We start from the raw sequence: 16,452 nt of genomic DNA on the forward strand, positions 1-16,452 counted from the left end.
CCGGCCCCTCGTGGGTCCGGGGGTTCCCGCGGCGGGAGCCCGCTTCTCCCCGTACGGCGGCTCGTTGACCAAGCGGAACCCCGACCCAGCTGATCGTCGACACACAAGCACAACCATTCCTACGAGGAAGGCACGGCCGCCGCACGTGAGGGACACAAAGGAGAGCCGGCTGCTCCTGGTGCTGCTGATCGCCATCGCGTTCGCACTGATCACGGTGGACATCCGCGGGGGTGAGGAATCCCCGGTCGACGGCGCGCGGCAGGCAGCCGCCTCCGTCTTCGGTCCCGTCGAGAACGGTGTCGCCTCCGCGGTCGACCCGGTCGGCAACGCCATCGGAGCCGTACGGGACTCCGGCGAGCGCCACGACCGCATCGCGGCGCTCCAGCAGGAGAACACCGCGCTCAAGCAGAAGCTCGGCAGCGACGACCGCAACCGCAGCCGGGTGCGCGAGCTGGACAACATGCTCAAGAAGGCGGGCACCGGGCAGTACGGCATCAAGGGCGCCGAGGTCATCGCCATAGGAGCGGCCCAGGGCTTCTCCTGGACGGTGACCATCGACGCCGGTGCCGACGACGGCATCCGGCGGGACATGACCGTACTCAACGGGGACGGACTGGTCGGCCGCGTCACCACCGTGGGACCCGGCACCGCGACCGTCCTGCTCGCCAACGACCCGGATTTCACCGTCGGCACCCGGATGGAGAAGTCCGACGAACTGGGCTTCGCCACCGGGCAGGGCGACCGCCCGCTCGCCGTCCAGCTGCTCAACGGCAAGGCCAAGGTCAGGACGGGCGACCGGCTGGTGACCTTCGGTTCGGCCAAGGACAAGCCCTTCGTGCCCGGCGTCCCGGTCGGCACGGTCGTGCGCGTGGACCCGGCCGGCGGTGACCTCACCCGGACCGTGTACGTACGCCCGTTCGTCGGCTTCACCAAGCTCGACATCGTCGGGGTCGTCGTCCAGGCGCCCCGGGAGGACCCGCGGGACACCGTCCTGCCGGCCAAGCCGAAGCCCACCCCCACCCCCACCGTCACCGTCACGGTCACCCCGTCGCCGACCGCAGGCGCCGACGCGGGGCAGATTGTCGACGAGCAGAGGTAGAGCTGATCCCCATGCGCTTCAACCGGATGCTGCTCTCGGCCACGCTGGTCGTGGTAGCCCTGGTCATCCAGGTGACCGTCCTCGCCCGGCTCCAGCTTCCCGGCGCCGTCCCCGACCTGATGCTCCTCGTCGTGCTCGCCCTGGCGTTCGTGTACGGGCATGTCGGCGGCGCCCTCATCGGCTTCTTCGCGGGGCTGCTCGCGGACCTGGCCCCGCCCGCCGACCACGCCGCGGGACGCTACGCGCTGGTGCTGTGCGTCATCGGCTACCTGGCGGGCCTGGCCCGTCCCGAGAACGGCCAGATCAGATCGGCGCTCGGCCCGATGGCCGTCGTCGTCGGCGCGGCCGTCGGCTCGACCCTGCTGTACGCGGGTGTCGGCGCCCTTGTCGGCGACAACGCGGCCCGCCATGTGGGCCTCGGCAGCCTGCTGTTCACCGCGGCCGTCTACGACCTGCTGCTCGCGCCCTTCACGGTCCCGCTCATCATGTGGCTGGCCAGACGCGCCGACAACGATCCGCTCTCCGAGGCGCAGAGCGCCGGGGGCGGCGGCGGTGACGTCGCGGCCGGCTGGCTCACCACCGGTACGGGCCTCAAGATCGGGAGCCAGCGCGGCGGGCTGCGGGTCAAGGCAGCGCGCGGCCGCGCCGCCCGCGCGGGCCGGATCAAGGGGGTGAAACGCCTGTGAGCAACATCCCGGAGACGGGCCGGACCCCCCGGGTCAAGATCCGGCTGATCGTCATCCAGGTCCTGGTCTTCTCGCTGCTGCTCACGCTCGGCGGCCGGCTCTGGTACCTCCAGGTGCGCAACGGCCAGGAGTACACGGACGAGGCGAAGAACAACCACGTCCAGCAGGTCGTCGAGCCTGCCGTGCGCGGTTCGATCCTGGACACGCGCGGGGTGCCGCTCGCCGACAACGAGACCCGGCTGGTCGTCTCGGCCAGCCGTACCGAACTGATGAAGATGCGGGACGACGGCAAGGCCGTCCTGGCCCGGCTCGCGGACGTCCTCGGGGTCAGGCCCAAGGACGTGACCGACAAGGTCAGGCTGTGCGACGCGAAGACGCCGCAGCCGTGTTGGAACGGTTCGCCCTACCAGCCGATCCCGGTGACCGACGAGGCCACCACCCAGCAGGCCCTCCAGATCCGCGAGCGCACGGAGGACTTCCCCGGCATCACCGCGGAGCCCACGGCCGTCCGCCGCTACGCCGCGCCGGGTCTCGCCAACACCTCGCAGGTGCTCGGCTATCTCTCGCCCGTCACCGACGAGGAGATCACCAAGGCGCAGGACACCCTCTCGCCGTACCTGCGCTCGGACCAGGTGGGCCGCTCGGGCCTGGAGCGCACGTACGACCGGGAGTTGCGCGGCAAGGCGGGCGTGACCCGCTACGAGGTCGACAACCTGGGCCGTGTCATCGGCCGGGCCATGAGCGACGAGGCACGGCCCGGCGCGAACGTGGTCACCTCCGTGGACGCGCGCGTACAGGCAGTCGCAGAGTACGAACTCCACAACGCGATGAAGACCGCCCGCAAGGAGATCGACCGCAACACCGGCGTGAACTACAAGGCGGACTCCGGTGCCGTGGTGGTGATGGAGGCGAGGACCGGCCGGGTGGTGGCGATGGCCTCGCAGCCGACGTACGACCCCAACGCGTGGGTCGGTGGGATCTCGGCGAAGGACTACGCGAAGCTGACCGGCAAGAAGTCCAACTTCCCGCTCCTGAACCGGGCGATCCAGGGCCAGGCGGCCCCCGGGTCCATCTTCAAGGTCATCTCCTCGACGGCCGCCGTCAACGCCGGGTACGACTTCAACGGCAGCTACCCCTGCCCCAGTTCGTACTCCGTCGGCGGTCAGGTCTTCAAGAACTTCGAGTCCCAGGGCTACGGCAGCATCACCATCGGCAAGGCCCTGGAGGTCTCCTGCGACACCGTCTACTACGGGATCGCGCACAAGGAGTGGCAGAAGGACGGGGGGATGAAGCCGAAGAAGAACCCCGGCGACTGGTTCTACAAGACGGCCCACCAGTTCGGTCTGGGCAAGGAGACCGGCATCGACCTCCCCAACGAGGTCACCGGGCGGGTGCCCGACCGGCAGTGGAAGAAGAACTTCTGGAAGGCCAACAAGGCCTCTTGGTGCAAGCAGGGCAAGAAGGGCGGCACGTACGTCGAGCAGATCGCGTACGAAGGCTGCCTCGAAGGCGACCGGATGCGCGCGGGTGACTCGGTGAACTACTCGATCGGCCAGGGCGACACGCTCGTCACCCCGATCCAGATGGCGACCATCTACTCGGCCATCTCCAACGGAGGCACGCTCTTCAACCCCACCGTCGGCAAGGCGATCATCAGCGCCGACGGCAAGCGGGTCGAGGAGATCGCGCCCAAGGCGCACGGCAGGCTGCCGTTCGACCGGAAGACGCGCGACGAGATCGACGAGGCGCTGGCCGGTGTGGCGACGCGTGGTTCGGCCGCCTGGCGCTTCGGCGGCTGGCCGCAGAAACAGATCCCGATGCACGCCAAGACCGGTACCGCCGAGGTCTACGGCAAGCAGACGACCTCGTGGTTCGCCTCGTACACCAAGGACTACACGATCGTGATGACGATCTCCCAGGGTGGTACGGGATCCGGCGCCTCCGGACCTGCCGTCCGCAAGATCTACGAGGCGATGTACGGGCTGGACCTGAAGGGCAAGCAGAACCTGAAGAAGGCGCTCATGCCCCAGCCCGCCACCGCCCTGCCGAAGATCGGCCCCGACGGCGCGATCGACGCCCCGAAGGTCAGGCCGTACATGCCGGAGAAGCCTCCGGCCGACACCCAGGTGGTCGCCGGCGGCGCCGCCCCGCACGTCCGGAGGGACTGAGCCATGGCCGGTACAAGTGGCTTCTCGGTCTCCGGATACGGTCCGGAACGGAGCACGTGGGCGCGGCTCGCGGCCCGCGACTCGATGGCGCGGCGGCTCGACTGGCCGCTGATGTTCTCGGCGATCGCCCTGTCCCTGCTGGGCTCGCTGCTGGTCTGGTCGGCGACCAGGAACCGTACGGCGCTCAACCACGGCGACCCGTACTACTTCCTCTTCAGGCACCTGCTGAACGCCGGCATAGGGTTCGCCCTCATGATCGCCACGATCTGGCTGGGCCACCGCACCCTGCGGGGCGCGGTCCCGGTGCTCTACGGCCTGTCGGTCCTGCTGGTGATACTGGTCCTCACCCCGCTCGGCGCGACCATCAACGGCGCCCACGCGTGGATCGTCATCGGCGGCGGCTTCTCGCTCCAGCCGTCGGAGTTCGTGAAGATCACGATCATCCTGGGCATGGCGATGATGCTCGCGGCCCGGGTCGACGCCGGGGACCAGCTGCATCCCGACCACCGCACGGTCGCCAAGGCGCTGGGCCTGGCCGTCCTGCCGATGGCGATCGTCATGCTGATGCCGGACCTCGGGTCGGTCATGGTCATGGCCGTCATCGTGCTCGGCGTCCTGCTCGCCTCCGGCGCCTCCAACCGCTGGATCTTCGGCCTGGTGGGGGCGGGGGTGATCGGCGCGGTCGCGATCGCCGCGCTCGGGGTGCTCGACGAGTACCAGATCAACCGCTTCGCGGCCTTCGCCAACCCGGAGCTGGACCCGGCGGGCGTCGGCTACAACACCAACCAGGCGCGCATCGCCATCGGCTCGGGCGGCCTGACCGGGACGGGGCTCTTCAAGGGGTCGCAGACCACCGGGCAGTTCGTGCCCGAGCAGCAGACGGACTTCGTCTTCACCGTCGCCGGCGAGGAGCTGGGCTTCGTGGGGGCGGGGCTGATCCTCCTGCTGCTGGGGGTGGTGCTGTGGCGCGCGTGCCGGATCGCCCGCGAGACGACCGAGCTGTACGGGACGGTCGTGGCGGCCGGGATCATCGCGTGGTTCGCGTTCCAGTCGTTCGAGAACATCGGGATGACGCTCGGCATCATGCCGGTGGCGGGGCTCCCGCTGCCCTTCGTGTCCTACGGAGGCACGTCGATGTTCGCGGTGTGGATCGCGGTGGGGCTGTTGCAGTCGATCCGGGTGCAGAGACCTCTGAGCGCGTAGGCGGCCGGACGGGCTTTTTAAGCCCGTCCGGCGATTGAGGACATTTTTGGCGGATAGGTTCCCTATATGGCGGACACCAAGCGAGAGATCGAACGCAAGTACGAACTCCCTGTGCGTGCCGGTGACGACGCCCGGCCCGCCCTGCCGGACCTGACCCGGGTCCCAGGGGTCTCGTCCCTCTTCGACCGGGGCGTCGTGGAGCTCGACGCGGTCTACTACGACACCGCGGACCTGCGCCTCGCGGCGGACAAGCTCACCCTGCGCCGCAGGACGGGCGGGGCCGACGCGGGCTGGCACCTCAAGTTCCCCGTGTCCACGGGCATCCGCGACGAGATCCAGGCCCCGCTCGCGGACACCGTCCCCGACGAGCTGGCCGCGCTGCTGCGCTCCCGGCTCCGGGGTTCCGCCCTGATCCCCGTCGTCCAGCTGCGCTCCTCCCGCGAGATCACCCACCTGTCCGGCGCGGACGGCGAGCTGCTCGCCGAGGTCAGCGTCGACACCGTCCGCGCCGAGCGCCTGACCGGCATGCCCGGCCGGGTCACCGCTTGGGCCGAGGTCGAGGTGGAGCTGGCCGACGGCGCCGACCCCGCGATCCTCGACGCCGTCGAGAAGAAGCTCCGCAAGGCCGGCCTGCGGCCCGCCGCCGCCCCCTCCAAGCTCAGCAGGGCCCTCGCGGAGACCGCCCCGGAGGGCGCCGCGGACGGCTCCGCCGGGCGGCCCGAGCCGCTCACCGCGGGGGACCACGTCCTCGCGTACATCAGGGCGCAGGCCGAAGCGATCACCGCCCAGGACCCGGCCGTACGGCGTGACCTGCCGGACGCCGTGCACCAGATGCGCGTCGCCACCCGCCGGATGCGCTCCGTGTTCCGTACGTACCGCAAAATCCTCGACCGGTCCGTCACCGACCCGATCGCCGACGAGCTGAAATGGCTGGCGGGGGAGCTGGGCGCGGACCGCGACCACGAGGTCCTCGCCGCGCGCATCACCGCCCGGCTCGACGCGCTGCCCGGGACGCTGGTCCTCGGACCCGTACGCGCCCGGGTGCAGATCTGGAACGCGGCGGGGAGCACCGACTCGCGCAGCGCGACCGTCGCGGTCCTCGACGGCGAGCGCTACCTCGCCCTGCTGAAGTCGGTCGACGCGCTGCTCGCCGACCCGCCCCTGCGCAAGGGCGCTGACGGCCCGCCCGACAAGGCGCTGCCCAAGGCGATCCTCAAGGACTACGGCCGGCTGGCCGGGCGCATCGAGCACGCGCTGGCCCTGCGCCCCGGCGAGGAGCGGGACGTGGCGCTGCACGAGGCCAGGAAGGCGGCGAAGCGCGCGCGGTACGCGGGCGAGGCGGCGAAGCCCGTGCTGGGCAGGCCCGCCAAGCGGTTCGCCGACCGGATGAAGGCGGTGCAGACCGTGCTCGGCGACCACCAGGACAGCGTGGTGGCCCGGGACGCCCTGCGCGCCCTCGCGGTCAAGGCCCACGCGGCGGGCGAGACGGCGTTCACCTGGGGACTCCTGTACGGCCAGGAGGAGGCACACGCGGAGGACAGGGAGCGTGAGCTGCCCGAGGTGTGGGCGGAGTCCTCGGACCGGAAATGGCGGGCGGCGCTGGCCGGCTGAGCACCGGGGTAGTCTGGTGGGTCAATCCAGCCGGCCCACGAAAGAACTTTTCCTGATGCGTGCCGAATCGGTCTTCCCGCAGCTCGAAGCCCTGCTCCCGCATGTGCAGAAGCCGATCCAATACGTCGGTGGCGAGCTCAACTCCACGGTCAAGCCGTGGGATTCGTGTGACGTCCACTGGGCGCTCATGTACCCGGACGCGTACGAGGTCGGGCTGCCCAACCAGGGCGTCATGATCCTGTACGAGGTGCTCAACGAGCGCGAGGGCGTGCTGGCGGAGCGTACGTACAGCGTGTGGCCGGACCTCGAAGAGCTGATGCGCGAGCACGGGGTCCCGCAGTTCACGGTGGACTCGCACCGCCCCGTCTCCGCTTTCGACGTGTTCGGGCTGAGCTTCTCCACCGAGCTGGGCTACACGAACATGCTCACCGCCCTGGACCTCGCGGGCATCCCGCTGGAGGCCAAGAATCGTACGGTCGACCATCCGATCGTCGTCGCGGGCGGGCACGCGGCCTTCAACCCCGAGCCCATCGCGGAGTTCATCGACTGCGCGGTCATCGGCGACGGCGAGCAGGCCGTGCTGGAGATCACCGACATCGTCCGCGCCTGGAAGGCGGAGGACCGCCCCGGCGGGCGCGAGGAACTCCTCCTGCGGCTCGCGAAGACCGGCGGGGTGTACGTCCCCGGCTTCTACGACGTCGAGTACCTCCCGGACGGGCGCATCGGCCGTGTCGTACCGAACCGGTCCGGTGTCCCGTGGCGGGTGTCCAAGCACACCGTCATGGACCTGGACGAGTGGCCGTACCCGAAGCAGCCACTGGTGCCGCTCGCCGAGACCGTCCACGAGCGGATGTCCGTGGAGATCTTCCGCGGCTGCACGCGCGGCTGCCGCTTCTGCCAGGCCGGCATGATCACGCGCCCGGTGCGCGAGCGCAGCATCACCGGCATCGGCGAGATGGTCGAGAAGGGCCTCAAGGCGACCGGCTTCGAGGAGGTCGGCCTGCTCTCGCTCTCCTCCGCCGACCACAGCGAGATCGGCGACATCGCGAAGGGCCTCGCGGACCGGTACGAGGAGGACAAGATCGGCCTGTCCCTGCCCTCCACCCGTGTCGACGCGTTCAACGTCGACCTGGCCAACGAGCTGACCAGGAACGGCCGCAGGTCGGGCCTCACCTTCGCGCCCGAGGGCGGCTCGGAGCGGCTGCGCAAGGTCATCAACAAGATGGTCTCGGAGGAGGACCTGATCCGTACGGTCTCCACCGCGTACGGCAACGGCTGGCGCCAGGTGAAGCTCTACTTCATGTGCGGCCTGCCCACCGAGACGGACGAGGACGTCCTCCAGATCGGTGACATGGCGGTCAAGGTCATCGCCGAGGGCCGCCGCGTCTCCGGCCAGGGCGACATCCGCTGCACGGTGTCGATCGGCGGGTTCGTCCCCAAGCCGCACACCCCCTTCCAGTGGGCCCCGCAGCTCAGCGCCGAGGAGACCGACGCCCGCCTCAAGAAGCTCAAGGACAAGATCCAGGGCGACAAGAAGTACGGCCGCTCGATCGGCTTCCGCTACCACGACGGCAAGCCCGGCATCGTGGAGGGCCTCCTCTCCCGTGGCGACCGCCGCGTCGGCGCGGTGATCCGCGCGGTCTACGAGGCCGGCGGCCGCTTCGACGGCTGGCGCGAACACTTCAGCTACGACCGCTGGATGACCTCCGCCGAGAAGACCCTCCCCGCCTTCGGCGTGGACGTGGCCTGGTACACCACGAGGGAGCGCACGTACGAGGAAGTCCTCCCCTGGGACCACCTGGACTCCGGCCTCGACAAGGACTGGCTCTGGGAGGACTGGCAGGACGCCCTGGACGAGACGGAGGTCGAGGACTGCCGCTGGACCCCGTGCTTCGACTGCGGCGTGTGCCCCCAACTGGACCTGGACATCCAGATCGGCCCGACGGGCAAGAAACTGCTGCCGCTCACGGTGGTCAAGTAGAGGAGACAGTCCGTGAAGCTGACACGACCGACTCCATGCGGAAACAGTGATGACGGACCCCAGGGACATCGCTCTGTATGTGTCCAAGTTTGAAGGTTTCAGCGAAACCGCCGTTTCCGGTGACGATATGCGGGCCCTGGTCGAGGGCACCCGGGACGAGCTTTTGCGTGAACAGGAAATCGGCCAGAGCGAAAGCGTGCGGCGGCAACACCCACCCGGACGGCGAGGCGTGCGTGACTCTCGCGAGCATCGGGCCGGCGCTTTCGGCCCCGCCCGCGCGCCCGGTGGGAGACTGGGCGGATGCCGCAGCTCATCGCTCCCGACGTCCGTGTTCATGCCTCGTTTCTCGGCGCGATGGAGGAGTTCGTCGAGGAGGGGGCCGGTGAGCGGTCGTTGCTCGCTCATGAGATGGAGCAGTACGCGGCCAGTTGGCATCGGCCCGAGGTGTTCGCCGGGTATGTGGAGAAGCTCAACGCCGAGCCGTTGGAGGAGACGCCTCGGATCGAGGGGTGGGTGCCCAACACCACCCTCTGGTACGTCGAGGGCGACACGTTTCTCGGGCGGCTGGCGATCCGGCACCGGCTCAATCCGTTCCTGCGCGAGCTGGGTGGGCACATCGGGTACGCCGTACGGCCCACCGCCCGCCGGCGGGGGTACGCGACCGCCATGCTCACCGAGGCGCTTCCCGTGGCGCGGCGGATCGGGATCGGTTCCGTGCTGGTCACCTGCGACACCACCAACACCGCCTCGCGGAAGGTGATCGAGGCCGTGGGCGGGGTGCTGGAGGATCAGCGCGGGGGAAAACTCCGATTCTGGATCCGAACCGGCCCCTGACGCGTCCTGTTGGGCAGGGGGTCGACATGGGCAGGGGCATGGAGAAGGCGGGGGAACACGGCGGGCGGGGTGTGCCCTCGTCCTACGATGGCGGTGAGGGCTGTCTGACGGTGGCCGTCCGGATTCCGGTGCGGATCGTCGTCCTGCTGCTCGTCCTGCCCGTACGGGTGGTGTGGGACCTGCTGGCCGCCGGCGCCAGGGCGGTGGACCGTACGGTGCTGCGGCCGTTGGGGCGCGGGCTGCTGTGGGGGCTGGAGTGGCTGGGGCGGGCGCTCGGTGTGCTGGGGCGCGTGCTGGTGGTCCTCCCGCTGGTGTGGTCGTACAGGACTTTGGTCGTACCTGTCGGTACGGCGTTGTGGTGGGTGGCCACCGCGGTGTTCGTGGTGCCCGTGGTGTGGGTGTGGCGTGCTGTGCTCCGTCCGCTCGGGCGGGCGCTGGACCGGTTGCTGGTGGCCGCTTGTCGGAGCGTGCTCACGCCCCTGGGCAAGGCTCTGGTGTGGCCGGTGGTGGGGGCGTGGCGGTATGTCGTCGTGCCCTTGGTGCGGTACGGGGTGGTCGTGCCCTCGGTGTGGGTCTGGCGCTCTGCCCTGGTCCCGCTCGGCGCCGGCGTCGTGTGGCTCCTCGGCCGGCTCGGCCACGGGCTCTTCTACTGTGTCCGCGCCCTGTGGGCCGCCGTCGTGTGGCTCGCTCTCGTCCTCGTCGTCGCGCCCGGCGGGTGGGTGGTCCGGCGGATCCTCGTCCCCGCAGGACGGGAGATCGCCGCCGCGTTCTCCGTCGCCTGGCGGATCGCCGGGTACCTCTCGCGCGCCGTCGGCAGGGCGCTCGCCTGGCTGCTCTGGAATGCGGTGGGGCGTCCGGGACGTTGGACTTACAGGAACGTGTGCACCCCGGTGGGCCACTGGCTGCGGGACAATGTGCTGGCCCCGGCCGCGCGTGCCTCCCGCGAAATCCGCCGCGTCGCTCGCGAAACACTCGAGAGCGCCCGGGAGACCTTCCGGCAGACACGGCGTGACGCCTGGCGCGCACTGGTCGGTACGACACGGGGCACGTCACGGATGACCGAGCCCCGGGAACCTATCGAGCACCGGGCGCGTACTCTGGGTAGTACAACGACTGTCCCCGGCGCGGTGCCCGCACCTGAGATCTCCTTGCGCAAGCAGGGGTGAGCCGGGGGACCCGGGGTCACCCGGACGCCCGAGGGCGGCACGCGAGCGCGTACCGCCCCGCACCGAGGAGAAGAACCACTGGGCAAGCGACAGCCCGAGGGGCCGCCAGCCACACCGGCGGTGCAGCGCATCCGTTTGCGCTACACCAAGCGGGGCCGCCTCCGGTTCACCAGCCACCGAGACTTCCAGCGCGCCTTCGAGCGGGCGCTGCGCCGTGCCGAGGTGCCGATGGCGTACTCGGCGGGGTTCACCCCGCACCCGAAGGTGTCGTACGCCAATGCCGCACCCACCGGCACGGGCAGTGAGGCCGAGTTCCTGGAGATCGCCCTGGTGGAGCACCGCGACCCGGAGAAGCTGCGTCTGCTGCTCGACGAGTCGCTGCCCACCGGTCTCGACATCACCGACGCCGTCGAGGCCCGTACGTCAGGACTCGCCGACCGGCTGACCGCTTCCGTGTGGGAGCTGCGGCTGGAGGGCGTACGTCCTGAGGAAGCCGGACACGCCGTGTCCGTCTTCCTGACCGCCGAATCGGTCGAGGTCGAGCGCCGTATGAAGAACGGTGTGCGGACCTTCGACACACGCGCCGCGGTGGTCTCCTTGGAGGTCACCCCGCCCCGGGCCGATAGGCCGGGGGACGGGCCCTGTGCGATACTGCGCCTGGTTGTTCGGCACGTGACACCTGCCGTGCGACCCGACGACGTCCTGTCCGGTCTCCGAGCTGTGGCCGACCTGGCGCCGCCGGTCCCCGCAGCGGTGACCAGGCTGGCGCAGGGGCTCTTCGACGAGGAGTCCGGCACGGTGACCGACCCGCTCGCGCCCGACCGCGAGGCAGCCACGGCCGGCCTGAAACAGGCCGCCGGACCCGCCGCCGCGAAAGCGCCGGAAGGTGCGGGTTCCGCGTAGGCGGTCGTCACAGCGCAGCCCTGGTACTCGGGAGCCACCTGGGTCGGGCGGCGCGTACCACCAAAAAAGACTTTCGCCAGGCCGTACGTACTTCGCGTAGGGAACCGGCGAGCCAGACATAACAGTTCCCGTGCGGCGCCCGCGCCCCGGACGGCGGCGATCGCGCGATGCGCGAGCCGCGGCCGGACCGGAATCAGGCGCGGCGCCCGGGAACGCGACGGGAGAACCCCGCATGCTTGAGAACGACGAACCCGGTACGGCCGGGACCACCGAAGAAGACAACAACACACCCAGCGACACGCTGCCCCCCCGGCGCAGGCGCCGCGCGGCGTCCCGCCCCGCGGGCCCGCCGTCGGCCGGCGGTGAGTCCGCCGAAACGGCGGAAGCCGTGAGCGGTACGGAGAGCGGTGGCGGTACGGAGAACGGCGCGGCGGCAGCCGCACCGGCGGCGGACGAGACACCCGCGCCGCGCACCCGGCGCCGGGCCACCCGCAAGGTGGCCGCGCCCGAGACGACCACGGAGACGGCGGACGCCCCCGTGGAGCCGGTCGCCGCCCCCGTGGCGGAAGAGACAGTCGCGGCGTCCGACGAGGCGCCCGCCCCGCGCACGCGCCGTCGTGCGACCCGTAAGGCGACCGCGCCGGCCGGGCCGCCGCAGGCCGAGGACGGTGCGGAGAGTGCGGCCGCGGCGGCCGTGACGCCCGAAGAGGCACCGGCCGAGACGCCCGCAGAGGTTCCCGCCGAGGCGCCCGCGCCGCGCACCCGCCGCCGTGCGACCCGCAAGGTCGCCGCTCCCGAGGCCGCCGCCGCTCAGGACGAGGCCGCCGTGGCGGAAGAGACAGCAGCCGCGAGCACGACCGACAGCCCGGCGCGGAGCGAGACCGGGACTCCCGCCGAGGACGCGGCGCCCGCCGCCCGTCCGCGCCGCCGCGCCACCCGCAGGGCCACCGCGCCCGCCGGTGCGCCGGCCCCCGACGCCGCGGTCGACACACCCTCCGCAGCGGTCCCCGACGAGAACGAGCCCGTGGCCGGCGAGAGCCTGCCCGAGGACGCCGTCGCCCAGATCAGCGCCGACGAGGCCCAGGTCGAGGCGGCCGGCAAGGCCGCGACCCGTGGCCGTACGCGCCGCAGGGCCGCCGCGCCGGAGACCACCCCCGCCGCCTCCGAGCCCGTCTCCACGCCGGAGCCGCAGCCCGTCAAGGCCACCAGGAAGCCCGAGCCCGCTCAGGAGCCCGAGGCCCCCGAGCGCTCGCGCCGCCGCGCCGCGCGGCCCGCCGTGGCCGTCTTCCAGGCCCCGGTCTTCACCGAGCCGATGTTCCAGACCCCCGAGACGGCCGCCGCGATGGCCGCCGCCGCCGGGACGCGGGGACACGACGACCTCGACGACCACATCGACGAGGACGACGACACACACGACACGTTCGACACGGACACGACGGAGAACGCGGCCCCCGCCGAGCCCGTCGCCGCCCCCGAGCCGGCGGGACGCCGCAGGCGCCGCCGTCGCGGTGAGTCCGCCGAGCCCGCCGAGGCCCCGCGCGCCGTCGAGGCGCCGGCCGCCCAGGAACAGCACGCCGACGACAGCGAGCCGGAGGCCGACCAGGGCGCCGAGGGCGCCGACGGTCCCTTCGACGACAGCGACGAGTACGGCGACCGCCCGTCGCGGCGCCGCCGCCGCGGTGGCCGCCGCCGCCGTCGCGGTGAGTCCGCGGAGTCGGACGACACCCAGGACGAGCAGTCGGACGACCGGCACGCCGACCAGCACGCCGACCGGTCCGCCGACCGCGCGCGCGGCGACGACCACGCCGAGGAGGAGACGGAGCGGTCGTACGACGACAGCGACGAGGCCTCCTACGACGACGGCGACAACGGGTCGGGCGCCGGTTCCTCCAGCAGCCGCCGCCGTCGCCGCAGGCGCCGTCGCAGCGGTGACAGCGGCCCCGAGGCCGAGAGCGCGCAGAACGGCCAGGACGACCCGGAGCGTACGGTCGTCAAGGTCCGCGAGCCGCGTGAGCGGCGCGCCAAGGAGACGGACCGCGAGCGCGAGATCCACAGCGGCTCCGACGAGGTGCAGTCCATCAAGGGCTCGACCCGTCTGGAGGCCAAGAAGCAGCGCCGCCGCGAGGGGCGCGAGCAGGGCCGCCGCCGGGTGCCGATCATCACCGAGGCGGAGTTCCTCGCCCGGCGCGAGGCCGTCGAGCGTGTGATGGTCGTACGGCAGAACGGCGAGCGCACCCAGATCGGCGTGCTCGAGGACAACGTGCTCGTGGAGCACTACGTCAACAAGGAACAGGCCACCAGCTACGTCGGCAACGTCTACCTGGGCAAGGTGCAGAACGTACTGCCGTCCATGGAGGCCGCGTTCGTCGACATCGGCAAGGGGCGCAACGCCGTCCTGTACGCCGGTGAGGTCAACTTCGAGGCGCTGGGCATGGCCAACGGCCCGCGCCGCATCGAGACCGCCCTCAAGTCCGGCCAGTCGGTGCTCGTCCAGGTGACGAAGGACCCGATCGGCCACAAGGGCGCGCGTCTCACCAGCCAGGTGTCCCTGCCCGGCCGTTACCTGGTCTACGTGCCCGAGGGCTCGATGACCGGCATCAGCCGCAAGCTGCCCGACACCGAGCGCTCCCGGCTCAAGTCCATCCTCAAGAAGATCGTCCCCGACGACGCCGGTGTCATCGTCCGTACGGCCGCCGAGGGCGCCAGCGAGGACGAGCTGCGCCGTGACGTCGAGCGCCTCCAGGGCCAGTGGGAGGACATCAAGAAGAAGTCGAAGAGCGGCAACGCCCCGACGCTTCTCTACGGTGAGCCCGACATGACCGTCCGGGTCGTCCGCGACATCTTCAACGAGGACTTCACGAAGGTCATCGTCAGCGGCGACGACGCGTGGCAGACCATCCACGGGTACGTCGCGCACGTCGCGCCGGACCTCTCCGACCGGCTGACCCGCTGGACGAGCGAGGTCGACGTCTTCGCGACGTACCGCATCGACGAGCAGCTGATGAAGGCGCTGGACCGCAAGGTCTGGCTGCCGAGCGGTGGTTCGCTGGTGATCGACAAGACCGAGGCCATGATCGTGGTCGACGTCAACACGGGGAAGTTCACCGGCCAGGGCGGCAACCTGGAGGAGACCGTCACCAGGAACAACCTGGAGGCGGCCGAGGAGATCGTGCGCCAGCTGCGGCTGCGCGACCTCGGCGGCATCGTCGTGATCGACTTCATCGACATGGTGCTGGAGTCCAACCGGGATCTGGTGCTGCGGCGGCTGCTGGAGTGCCTGGGCCGGGACCGTACGAAGCACCAGGTGGCCGAGGTCACCTCGCTGGGCCTGGTCCAGATGACCCGCAAGCGGGTCGGCCAGGGCCTGCTGGAGTCGTTCTCCGAGACCTGCGTCCACTGCAACGGGCGCGGTGTGATCGTCCACATGGAACAGCCGACGGCGTCCGGTGGCGGTGGCGGGAACAGCAACGCCAACGGCAACGGCGCGGTGAGCGGGAACGGCAAGCGTTCCAAGAAGCGCGGCCGTGGCGGCTCGGCGGGTACGGACCAGGACCACGGTCACGACGGACACGAGCACGACCACGAGCACGAGTACGCCGACGTGCTGACCGAGCCCGAGCACGAGACGGAGGCCGAACTGGCCGCCGAGGTGGCGACACCGGTCCCGTTCGCGGTGGCGGAGTTCGCGCCGGACGAGGAGCTGTTCAGCAGCGTGGCGGAGGCCGAGGCGTCCGTACGCGGCCGTTCGCGCCGCCGGGCGTCGCGCAAGGCGTCGGCTCCGGCCGGCTCGCCGAGGGCGGCCGAGGCGGAGGCCGCGGAGATCGTCGTGGAGACGCCCGCTGTGAGTGCGGTGGAAGCCCCGCCGGTCGTGGAGGTGCCCGCCGAGGACACCGCCGCGTCCGTGGAGGCGCCCGCGCGGGAGACCCCCGCCGAGGAGGCGGCCCCCACGGGCCGTACCCGCCGCAGGGCGACCCGTAAGGCGACGGCCCCGGCCGGCTCGCCGAAGGCCGCCGACGCGGAGGCCGCCGCCGAGGTCGTCGTACCGGTGACCGAGCACGAGCCCGTGCCCGAGCCGGCCCCGTCCACGGAGGCCACCACGGCCCCCGAGGCGGAGGCGACCCCGGACGCCGCCCCGCCGCGTGCCCGCCGCAGGGCGACCCGCAAGGTCACCGCCCCCGCCGGTTCGCCGACGGGCGCGGAGGACTCGGCGGTTGTCGTGGTGGCCGCGTCGAAGCCCGAGGAGGCGGCCGTACCGGCCGAGGCATCCGGGTCCGACCAGGAGACCCAGGCGGCGCAGGACACGCCGGAGACACCGGAGGCGGACGCCGCCCCGGCCAAGAAGACGGCCCGCAAGACCGTCAAGAAGGCCGTCGCCAAGAAGGCGGCGGTGAAGAAGACCGCCGCCAAGAAGACGGTCGCGAAGAAGACGACGGCCAAGAAGACGACGAAGTCGGCGGCGAAGAAGACGTCGGCGGCCGAGCAGACGGCACCGTCCGTCACGGCGTCGACGGACAGCTGAGCCGAGCGGCCCCGCCGGCAGAATCAGCCGGCGGGCTCGTCCCGGTGTACGGCAGTTGAACGGCCTGTGCCCCGCCCCGGACTCCCCGGGGCGGGGCACAGCCCGTTGCCCCCACCGGGCTGGTTTGACCCCCCCGGTGGCCTGCCCGTACTCTTGGCCGTCGGCGTGTTTATGTACGCGCCAATCCCTGAGCACCCACCTTCCGGCGCCGCTCCACCTCGCCGGAGGAGGCCGCTCGTCCTTTCGGATCGTCACGGCCCCGGGCCGTGCGAGCGGCTGGCG

At 71.4% G+C, this 16,452-nt stretch carries 10 protein-coding genes; all 10 read left to right on the top strand.

Annotation, left to right across the window (positions count from 1 at the left end; translation table 11 throughout):
- Positions 1-145 precede the first annotated feature (145 nt).
- The 10 genes from mreC to OG349_RS24590 all read left to right on the top strand — a co-directional run bounded on the left by mreC (position 146) and on the right by OG349_RS24590 (position 16,170).
- Entirely contained in the window at positions 146-1,099 is a 954-nt protein-coding gene (mreC, locus tag OG349_RS24545; RefSeq protein ID WP_327236652.1) for a rod shape-determining protein MreC, read from the top strand.
- Between the two features lie 11 nt (positions 1,100-1,110).
- On the top strand, positions 1,111-1,785 hold the full coding sequence (mreD, locus tag OG349_RS24550; RefSeq protein ID WP_327236653.1) for a rod shape-determining protein MreD: 675 nt from the start codon (positions 1,111-1,113) through the stop codon (positions 1,783-1,785).
- Positions 1,782-3,953, top strand: a complete 2,172-nt coding sequence (gene mrdA / locus OG349_RS24555; RefSeq protein ID WP_327236654.1) for a penicillin-binding protein 2 — start codon at positions 1,782-1,784, stop codon at positions 3,951-3,953. Before mreD ends, mrdA begins: the two co-directional genes overlap by 4 nt.
- Before the next feature lie 3 nt (positions 3,954-3,956).
- Entirely contained in the window at positions 3,957-5,156 is a 1,200-nt protein-coding gene (gene rodA / locus OG349_RS24560; protein WP_327236655.1) for a rod shape-determining protein RodA, read from the top strand.
- Positions 5,157-5,222: 66 nt separating this feature from the next.
- Positions 5,223-6,767, top strand: a complete 1,545-nt coding sequence (locus OG349_RS24565) for a CYTH and CHAD domain-containing protein (protein WP_327236656.1) — start codon at positions 5,223-5,225, stop codon at positions 6,765-6,767.
- Between the two features lie 55 nt (positions 6,768-6,822).
- Positions 6,823-8,748 carry a TIGR03960 family B12-binding radical SAM protein gene (locus OG349_RS24570; RefSeq protein ID WP_327236657.1) on the top strand — a complete coding sequence of 642 codons (1,926 nt, stop codon included), beginning with the start codon at positions 6,823-6,825 and terminating at the stop codon, positions 8,746-8,748.
- Positions 8,749-9,048: 300 nt separating this feature from the next.
- Positions 9,049-9,582: a GNAT family N-acetyltransferase gene (locus OG349_RS24575; protein WP_327236658.1), complete on the top strand. Its 534-nt coding sequence runs from the start codon at positions 9,049-9,051 to the stop codon at positions 9,580-9,582.
- A gap of 26 nt (positions 9,583-9,608) precedes the next feature.
- Entirely contained in the window at positions 9,609-10,748 is a 1,140-nt protein-coding gene (locus OG349_RS24580; RefSeq protein ID WP_327236659.1) for a hypothetical protein, read from the top strand.
- 120 nt (positions 10,749-10,868) lie between these two features.
- Positions 10,869-11,651, top strand: coding sequence for a TIGR03936 family radical SAM-associated protein (locus OG349_RS24585; protein WP_327236660.1), 783 nt, complete (start codon positions 10,869-10,871; stop codon positions 11,649-11,651).
- 232 nt (positions 11,652-11,883) lie between these two features.
- Positions 11,884-16,170, top strand: a complete 4,287-nt coding sequence (locus OG349_RS24590; RefSeq protein ID WP_327236661.1) for an Rne/Rng family ribonuclease — start codon at positions 11,884-11,886, stop codon at positions 16,168-16,170.
- Positions 16,171-16,452: the final 282 nt, after the last annotated feature.

The organism is Streptomyces sp. NBC_01317 (assembly GCF_035961655.1).
Classification (GTDB): Bacteria; Actinomycetota; Actinomycetes; order Streptomycetales; family Streptomycetaceae; genus Streptomyces.